Origin of the sequence: Bradyrhizobium sp. WD16 (genome assembly GCF_024181725.1) — a bacterium.
In the GTDB taxonomy this organism is placed as follows: domain Bacteria; phylum Pseudomonadota; class Alphaproteobacteria; order Rhizobiales; family Xanthobacteraceae; genus Bradyrhizobium_A.
Window position 1 is genome coordinate 5,937,696 of sequence record NZ_CP028908.1, and the last position, 7,484, is coordinate 5,945,179.

8 protein-coding genes are annotated in these 7,484 nt (G+C 63.7%); 3 read left to right on the forward strand and 5 right to left on the reverse strand.

The features are described 5' to 3' along the window. Positions 1 to 287: 287 nt before the first annotated feature. Entirely contained in the window at positions 288 to 470 is a 183-nt protein-coding gene (locus DB459_RS27265) for a hypothetical protein (RefSeq protein WP_253710517.1), read from the forward strand. Between the two features lie 9 nt (positions 471 to 479). On the opposite strand, the gene DB459_RS27270 is transcribed toward DB459_RS27265, so the two are convergent. The 5 genes from DB459_RS27270 to DB459_RS27290 form a co-directional block, all read right to left on the reverse strand. After that, the gene (locus DB459_RS27270) at positions 480 to 1,214 is read right to left on the reverse strand and encodes a bifunctional 2-polyprenyl-6-hydroxyphenol methylase/3-demethylubiquinol 3-O-methyltransferase UbiG (RefSeq protein ID WP_253710519.1); all 735 of its coding nucleotides are present in this window, start codon (positions 1,212 to 1,214) and stop codon (positions 480 to 482) included. A gap of 352 nt (positions 1,215 to 1,566) precedes the next feature. Continuing rightward, positions 1,567 to 2,181: a cytochrome c gene (locus tag DB459_RS27275; RefSeq protein WP_253710521.1), complete on the reverse strand. Its 615-nt coding sequence runs from the start codon at positions 2,179 to 2,181 to the stop codon at positions 1,567 to 1,569. Between the two features lie 38 nt (positions 2,182 to 2,219). Next, a complete protein-coding gene (locus tag DB459_RS27280) occupies positions 2,220 to 2,855 on the reverse strand; it encodes a c-type cytochrome (protein ID WP_253710524.1) in 636 nt (211 codons plus the stop codon). Positions 2,856 to 2,898: 43 nt separating this feature from the next. After that, positions 2,899 to 3,672 carry an outer membrane protein gene (locus DB459_RS27285; protein ID WP_253710526.1) on the reverse strand — a complete coding sequence of 258 codons (774 nt, stop codon included), beginning with the start codon at positions 3,670 to 3,672 and terminating at the stop codon, positions 2,899 to 2,901. 28 nt (positions 3,673 to 3,700) lie between these two features. Further along, the gene (locus DB459_RS27290; protein ID WP_253710529.1) at positions 3,701 to 5,197 is read right to left on the reverse strand and encodes a cytochrome C; all 1,497 of its coding nucleotides are present in this window, start codon (positions 5,195 to 5,197) and stop codon (positions 3,701 to 3,703) included. Positions 5,198 to 5,500: 303 nt separating this feature from the next. Between DB459_RS27290 and DB459_RS27295 the strand changes: the two genes are divergently transcribed. Then, on the forward strand, positions 5,501 to 6,148 hold the full coding sequence (locus DB459_RS27295; RefSeq protein ID WP_253710531.1) for a cytochrome c: 648 nt from the start codon (positions 5,501 to 5,503) through the stop codon (positions 6,146 to 6,148). Between the two features lie 355 nt (positions 6,149 to 6,503). Continuing rightward, positions 6,504 to 7,450 (forward strand): IS630 family transposase gene (locus tag DB459_RS27300; protein ID WP_253706644.1). Its coding sequence is split into 2 segments (ribosomal slippage): positions 6,504 to 6,843 and positions 6,843 to 7,450, totalling 948 coding nucleotides; the frame shifts between segments, so codons are not numbered across the junction. Positions 7,451 to 7,484: the final 34 nt, after the last annotated feature.

The following is a 7,484-nucleotide window of genomic DNA, read 5'->3' on the forward strand; positions in this document are numbered from 1 at the left end:
TTCAACTTCTACGAGCCCTGCACGAACACGCCATGGCGGTCCGTGACGTATTTCAGCAGTTGAGTGAAGGAAGCGACCGCGGTGGTGTTGAAGTGCCACTCGTGTGGCGTCTCGCAATTGCCTATGCCCTTTGCGGCAAGCCCCTGTAGGCAATTGCGAGACATAGGCCACACTAGCACTTTGATTTTGCTAGTGTCCCTATGTCTCCGAATTACCGTGCGAGCGCGAGGCAAACGTAGCGGTAATTCGGAGACGGGACACTAGCGGCCACCGCCCCCCAGGCTGAAATGATCGGTGAGCTGATCATCGGCAGGCGGCTGGACGACGGCATGCCGGGCTCCGGTCTCGATCTCGCCATCGCCCGCGATCTCGCCACGCTCTACGGCGGCCACGTCCGGATCGAACGTAGCTGCCTCGGCGGGGCCTCGGCCTGCGTCACTTTCAACAAGGTCGCGCAGGCGCTGCCGTGACGCGGTGCGTCAGCGCGCGGCTCCCTCGACGCTCCGCAGCACGCTTCCCGGTCGGCTCATGCCCGCCGCGCTCATATCGGCGGACAGAATGACCCGCCCCCGGAACATCCTGGCGCCACGCGAGGCGAAGTATGCCTTCACCTCGTCCTGGTAGAAGCCGACGCCCGGCTCGGGATTGAATTCGAGCGCGATGGTGCCCCCGGGATTGAGAAGATTCCGCTCGAGATCATCGACGAAGAATTCCCAGTCGGCGGCACTCCACAGGTTCGGCGTCTTGTGACCGTTGAAGCAGATCTGATGCGCCGTAATGACGTCGAAGCGTCGGCCGAGCTTCGGCAGCTCCTTGCCGGCCTCGATGCGGAAACCGGCCTTCGGGATGCCGAAGAATGCCGTCATCGAATTGTAGAAGGCGTAGTCGGGCAGATCGAGACCATGAACATCGTGCCCGAGGAACTTGCAGCAATACAGGAAATAGCCGGCGCCGCAGCCGAGATCCAGCACCGACGACGCTTCCATCCGATCCAGCCCGATCTCGATCACGCGCATCATCTTGGTACGCAGCCACATCCGCTTGTCGAAATACTTGTAGCTGTCGTAGCCCTCGGTCCGGTGGCGGTCGATCACCTCCTGGAATTTCGCCTTGTCGATCGACGCGTCGGCCTTGTCGGCGAGGGCCCGGGCGCGGAGGAAGTTCTGTACATCGACGATTGAGTAGCGCGGCGACCGGAAAGCTGTTGCAAGCATGTTGTCCTCGATGGATTGGGTCGCAATGTGCAGCGTGCGAACGGCTCACCCATTCACACGCCGTCATCGGCATGAATGATGATCAGCATCCATTCCTTTGGGGCCTAAACGTGGCGTGTGTCCAAATGTGTCTCGCGCGATCGCGGCCACGAAGCGCCTCGGCCGTTCAAGTCGTGATCCGGCAAGCAGAAATTCAAACGAAGCAAATGAACGGAAGCAAATGAACGGCAGGTTGACGACGGCCGGCGGACGACGTAGCCGCCATGGCGGGTGCGAGCGTCAGTCCACGCACCAGCGCCATGTAAGCATACTGTAAGCTAGGAACTTTCGCTGGTGGGAGCGGAAGCCGCTGCTATCGGACGAAGCTGAGATAGGAGGCCAGCGCCTCGATCTGATCCGGCGACAGGCTGACGGCGACGCGCGGCATCGGCGAGTCCGGCGCCGAGTGGTAGCCCTGCCCCCACTGCGCGAGCCGGCGCTTGAGATAATCGTAGGACAGCCCCCCGAGACGCGGAATCTCCCGGATGCCCTCGGCGTTGGGACCGTGGCAGGCAAGACAGGACGCGACATTGGCCTCAGGCAGGCCGTCGAGATAGAGCGTGCGTCCCGTCGCGGCAAGATCGCGGTCGCCGTCATTGGCCGGCTTCGGCGGCAGCGTCGCGAAATAGGCGGCAAGCTCGCGGGCGGCATCGGGACGCAGCGCAGCTGCAGCGCCCCACATGTATTGCTGCGAGAACGGATTGTCCCGCGTGTGGTTGGCGAAGCTGCGGAGCTGGTTCTCGACGTAGCGCGGCCGCTGGCCGGCGAGCCGTGGCGCCGTGGCGAAGCCCTGCCCCGCCGTGCCGTGACACCAGGTGCAATTCTGCACCGCCGCGTGCCAGCTCTCGCCGGCCGCGGCCGGCAGCGCCGTCGCGGCCAGCGTCAGGACGACGAGCCCAACGCCAAATCCAGCTCCAGCGCGCTTCATCCCCCGCGCTCTGGCGCGCGATGTCCGGCTCGAAGGGCTCATTTCAGGTCGCTCACATAGGCTGCCACCGCCGCGATCTGCGACGCAGTGAGGTTGTGCGAAGTCGGGCCCATCACGGCCGCGTTGCTGTCCGTGCGCTCTTTCGACCAGTTGGCGAGCTTCGCCACCGTGTATTCGTAAAGCTGCCCGGCGAGGCGCGGGATTTCATTGCGCCCCCTGCCGTCGTCACCGTGACAGGCCGAACACGCCGGCACGTTGGCCTCGGGAATGCCGAGTTCGAAGATCGTCTTGCCGCGCCCGGCCTGGGCGCGGGGCCCACCGCCGATCGGCGGTGGATCGAGGGAGCGGAAATGGGCGGCGAGAGCCGCAATCATCGGCGGGCTCAGACTTCGCGCCACGCCGGCCATGATCGTGTTGGTGCGGTGGCGCCCGGCAAAGGCGCGCAGCTGGTTCTCGAAATACTCGCTCGGCTGGCCGGCGAGACGCGGCATCGGAAAATAGCCGCGATAGCCCTGGCCCGAGAGGCCATGGCAGGTCTTGCAGAACTCGACCTTGGCCTGGAAGTCGTGGCCGCCCGCGGTGGCCGCGCGCCCCGGACCGGAGCTGCCGGTCACCGCGAGCGCGGCCGCGAACGCCGCCGCCTGCAAGGCCGTTCGGGGATCGATGCGTCTCATCCGCCTGCCCTTCGCATTGCCCGGCTGCGGTCCGGATCAGGCCTCACAATCCGGCCGACCACATGTGGAAATTCACGCCGGCCTTGACGACCTGAACGTTGAGCTTGGTGGACACCGTGCCGGACAAGACGTTGATCGGGTCGGACATCAACGTGTCACGGCTGCCGAAGCCGTAATAGTCGTATTCGATGAAGGTCGACCAATGCGGCGAGAACGCCCATTCGACGCCGCCGCCGGCGGTCCAGCCGGTGCGGGTTTGCGGTCCCTCGAAGCGGAACGTCGTGCCGAGGAAGGTGCCGCTGTCGATGTACTTGCCGCCGGCCCAGGCGACGCCGGCCTTGCCGTAGAACAGCACCCGGTCGACGGTGAAGCCGAGGCGGCCGGTCACGCTGCCGAGAAAGTCGGTCTTGGCGTTCACGAGCGCCGTCTCGCCGGCCAAGCCGAGCGGCAGCGGCACGGTGGTGTCGCCGCTGATCGTGGCGCCCGACGCCGCACCTTCGATGCCGACGACCCAGCTCGGCGCGAACTGGTAGTCGCAGCCGATCTGGCCGCCGATCACGACGCCGCTCGACGACGGGCTGACCGTCGTCGCTCCGACCGTCGGTCCGGCACCGAATGAATCCTGCACAAGCGCCACCGGATCGGTGATGTCGTTATGGGCAAAGCCGCCGCCGACATGACCGCCGAGATAGCAGCCGGTCCAGGTGAAACGCTCGACGAACGACGGCGGCGCCTGGACCGCGAGATCCGCAGCCATGGCGGGCACGGCCGTCATCACGGCGAGCGTCGCGGCACAGGCGTATATCGACTTCTTCATGACCGGTTCTCCCCTTGAATTGTCGCACCTACATCGCGAACCAGGCGTGCAGGAACAGCGTGTTGTGGTCCTTGGCACCGACCGAAGTGCCTTCGAATTTGTCGTAATTGGTGTATTGCAGCGCGATGCGGGCGTTGAACCACGGCCATCCCGGCGCCTTGCTCAGGCCGAACGGGATGTAGGCGATTTCCGCCATCCAGCCGTTGCTGTCGGGACTGAACCCGCTGGCGAGGCCGCCATAGGCCAGCACGTCCGACGAGCCCCAGATGTTGAAATACTGTCCGGTGAGCACGACGCGGTTGTCGCCGCCATAGGCGAACGACGCCTGCAGATGCATGGAATTGAGTTCGTTGGTCGGATTGCTGGCCGCGCCATTGGTGAAGCTGGCGTCAAGGCGCTGGAATTCGCGGATCCAGCTGCCGCGCAATGTCAGCCAGTAGTTGTCGCCCTGGTACTGGTACTGCGTATCGAAGCCGATATCGGTGAATTTATCCGACAGGCCGAAGGTCCCGGTCGAGCCCGACGCGAAGGTCGGATCGAGCCAGGGGTTGACGGCGAACTGCATTCCGAAGGTACCCAGCATCCAGGAATGACGGCCCCAATGCGGTTCGAGCGCGACGCGCCAGTACGGCGCCACGCCGTCGAACTGGCCCGGGGCGCCGAACGGATCGGTGCCGAGCCAGTTCTGGGCGCTGAAGCCAAGCGTGCGGTATCCCGTGATCTCGAGATAGAGCATGTCGTTGATGAAGGTGTAGGCGCCGACGCCGGCGACGTGCGCGGCGAAGGCGCCTTCGATCAAGGTCTTGGCCCCCGGGGTCGGCGCGATGGTCGATGCCGAATAAGGGAAGGACCAGGCGGGCGTCGTATTCCAGACGTCCTGGACTGTCGGATTGTTGTTTGCCGTGATGCCGTAGATCACATCGAGCGGGCCGATCGTCGCCGTGGAAGCGAAGCGGACATCGGTGTTGTCCCAGGTCCAGGTGTGGCCGAACGGATCCGGAAAACCGCCGGCGGGCGGCGCGTTGTAGGTCACCTGGGCGAAGGCGCCGATATTGTCGGTGATCGCGCCGCCCCAGAAACCGCTGAACGGCGAGACGATGACGTTGTCGTTCGGCCTGTACGGATCGGTCGGCGGCGGCAGCGGCGCCTGGGTGTTGGTGTAGCCCACGACCGCCATCATCGAGATCGGCGGCACCCACTCCTTGCTGTCGCCGTCGCTGCCCGATGGCGCGGCCTTGAGATAGCGCTGCAGCTTCTCGGCCTGGGCGCGATCGTCACCGGGCGAGGAGAACGGCGTGGTGCGGAATTGCCCACCGCCGGCGGTGTAGCCGAGCAGCTTGAAGCGACGCCCGAACGGCGTCAGCGCCGGAAAATCGGTATGACAGGTGCCGCAAGGTTGTCCGGTCTGCCGTGCGAAACTCGGGAGAGCATTCGCCTCCGGCGCGAACCCGAGACTGAGGAAGACCGCGATCACGGCCGCGATGATGGCGGTCAGGACAGCAGTGGGAAGACCGCGCGGCTCCACCGACCCCGACCGAGGACTGCAACCGACTTGCATGAATTTCCCGCCCATTGTGTGAGCCCCGCGGTGGAAGCCCCCGTCGCCGCGCAGAAAAGCGCTTACGAAGCCCGCGCATGTTAGTGTAGAGTGGACATAATGTCGCAGGGGACTGAACAGAGACTACCGTGATTTCCCTCAAGTGATGCCTTTCTGCAACGTTCGGCTTCGAACGGCGGCAGCGAAGTGTCGCGCCGATGGACGGACGGTATCTCGATACGAGTTAAATCGGATCTCGACCCGCATCGAATGATTCCAGGGGTGAATTCTATGAACTTCAATCTTAAGTTGATTTTGCCATCCGTCATTCTCGCGGTATTCGCACTGAGCGGCCTTCACGCCGAAGAGAAGAGCAACGCCCCGGTTTCGAAGCGCGAGGTCCAGGCCAAACTCGAATATTGCAAGACCTGCCACGGCGTTCAGGCGCAAGGCTTTCGCGGTGCCTATCCGATGCCGCGCCTCGCCGGCCAGCAGCCGGAATATATCGAGAACCAGTTGAAGGCGTTCATCGAGCGCCGGCGCAGCAATCCGGTGATGTTCAACGTCGCTCACGTTCTCAGCCCGGCGATGCTCGCGGCGCTGACCCACGAATTCCAGACGCTCGATCCCAAGCCGCTCGGCGGCGCGCCGAAGGACCTCGCGGCGAAAGGCAAGAAGATCTACGAGGAAGGCGTGGCAGGCACCGACATTCCACCCTGCGCGTCGTGCCACGGACCGCAGGCCAAGGGCGACGGCCAGTTTCCCCGCCTGGCCGGCCAGCTCCACGACTATGTGACCAGGAAGCTGACCAACTGGGAGAAGGAGCGCGGCCAGGACCGGGCTCACCCGGATACGTCGGCGATCATGCAGCCCATCGCCCATGATCTGAAGCCCGACCAGATCGCGGCGGTGGCGGCCTATATCAGCACGCTGGACTAAAGCCGTCGCCGCTCCGATGGAATCGGAGCGGAGGCTCTGGTCTTTTTTGTTTTGACGCGTTTCTTCGCGCGAACCGGTATCCACTTCGCGGGAAAACGCGCAAGTGTCCTGTCTCCGAATTACCGCTTCGTTTGCCTCACCCACGCACGGTCATTCGGAGACATCGGGACACTAGCAAAATCAAAAAGCTAGTGTCCCGTTTCCAACGTTCGTATTCCTTTGCAGCAGGCGCTCATACGAACGTTGGAAACAAAGGGACACTAGAGCAGGCTCCGAGCGATGTGAATCGAATCAGGATTCCCGAATCGGCTGACATCTGATTCATGATTCCTGCCGCAGAATGGAGGCGGCTGGAATGGCGCTTTCCGACGATCTTCGCAAACGAGTGGTGGAGGCTGTCGTCTCGGGCGGGCTGTCGCGCAATGCGGCGGCGAAGCGTTTCGAAGTCAGCATTGCGAGCGCCGTGCGCTGGGTCAAGCAATTCGAGACGACGGGAGAAATGTCGCCGAAGCCGACTGGAGGCGATCGCCGCTCCGGCCGCATCGAAGCCCATCACGGCTATCTGATGGGTCTGATCCGGCGCACGCCGGACGTCACCCTGCTGGAGATCCAGGAACGTCTGATCAGGAATTGCGGCGAGCATTTTTCGAGTTCCGTGCTGTGGCGCTTCTTCGACCGTCATGGCGTCACGTTTAAAAAAAGACCGCACACGCCTCGGAGCAGCAGCGGCCGGACGTCCTGAAGCAACGCCTCGAATGGTTCGAGCGACAGCTCGATCTCGATCCCGAGAAGCTCGTCTTCATCGACGAAACGGGCGCCTCGACCAATTTGGCGCGCAAAGGCGGGCGTTGCCGGCGTGGGCGGCGGCTGCGCGTCGGCGTGCCGCACGGCCATTACAAGACGGTCACGCTCGTCGCCGGCATCCGCCTTCGCGGGCTCGTGGCGGCGAAGACCTATGATCGTCCGATCACCGCCGCCCTGTTCGAGGACTGGGTGGAACACTGCCTCGTTCCTACCCTCACGAAAGGCGACGTTGTCGTCATGGACAATCTGTCCGCCCACAAGGGGCCGCGGGTCAAGGAGTTGATCGAGGCCGCGGGCGCCGAGCTGCTCTACCTCCCGCCCTATAGCCCCGACATGAACCCGATCGAGAAGGCGTTTTCCAAGCTGAAAGCGCATTTGCGCAAAATCGCCGAGCGAACTGTCGCCGCCCTGATGCGCGCCCTCGAAACCTGCGCCGACATCTTCAAGCCCGCCCAATGCGCAAACTACTTCGCCGCATGCGGATATGATCCACCTTGATCGGAGTCTGCTCTAGCATCATTATGATTCTAGT

What these genes read in the sequence shown, in the direction of transcription:
- DB459_RS27295 (WP_253710531.1), top strand. Translation starts at nt 5,501, where the DNA reads ATGAACTTCAATCTTAAGTTGATTTTGCCATCCGTCATTCTCGCGGTA.
- DB459_RS27285 (WP_253710526.1), bottom strand. Translation starts at nt 3,672, where the DNA reads ATGAAGAAGTCGATATACGCCTGTGCCGCGACGCTCGCCGTGATGACG.
- DB459_RS27270 (WP_253710519.1), bottom strand. Translation starts at nt 1,214, where the DNA reads ATGCTTGCAACAGCTTTCCGGTCGCCGCGCTACTCAATCGTCGATGTA.
- DB459_RS27265 (WP_253710517.1), top strand. Translation starts at nt 288, where the DNA reads ATGATCGGTGAGCTGATCATCGGCAGGCGGCTGGACGACGGCATGCCG.
- DB459_RS27280 (WP_253710524.1), bottom strand. Translation starts at nt 2,855, where the DNA reads ATGAGACGCATCGATCCCCGAACGGCCTTGCAGGCGGCGGCGTTCGCG.
- DB459_RS27275 (WP_253710521.1), bottom strand. Translation starts at nt 2,181, where the DNA reads ATGAAGCGCGCTGGAGCTGGATTTGGCGTTGGGCTCGTCGTCCTGACG.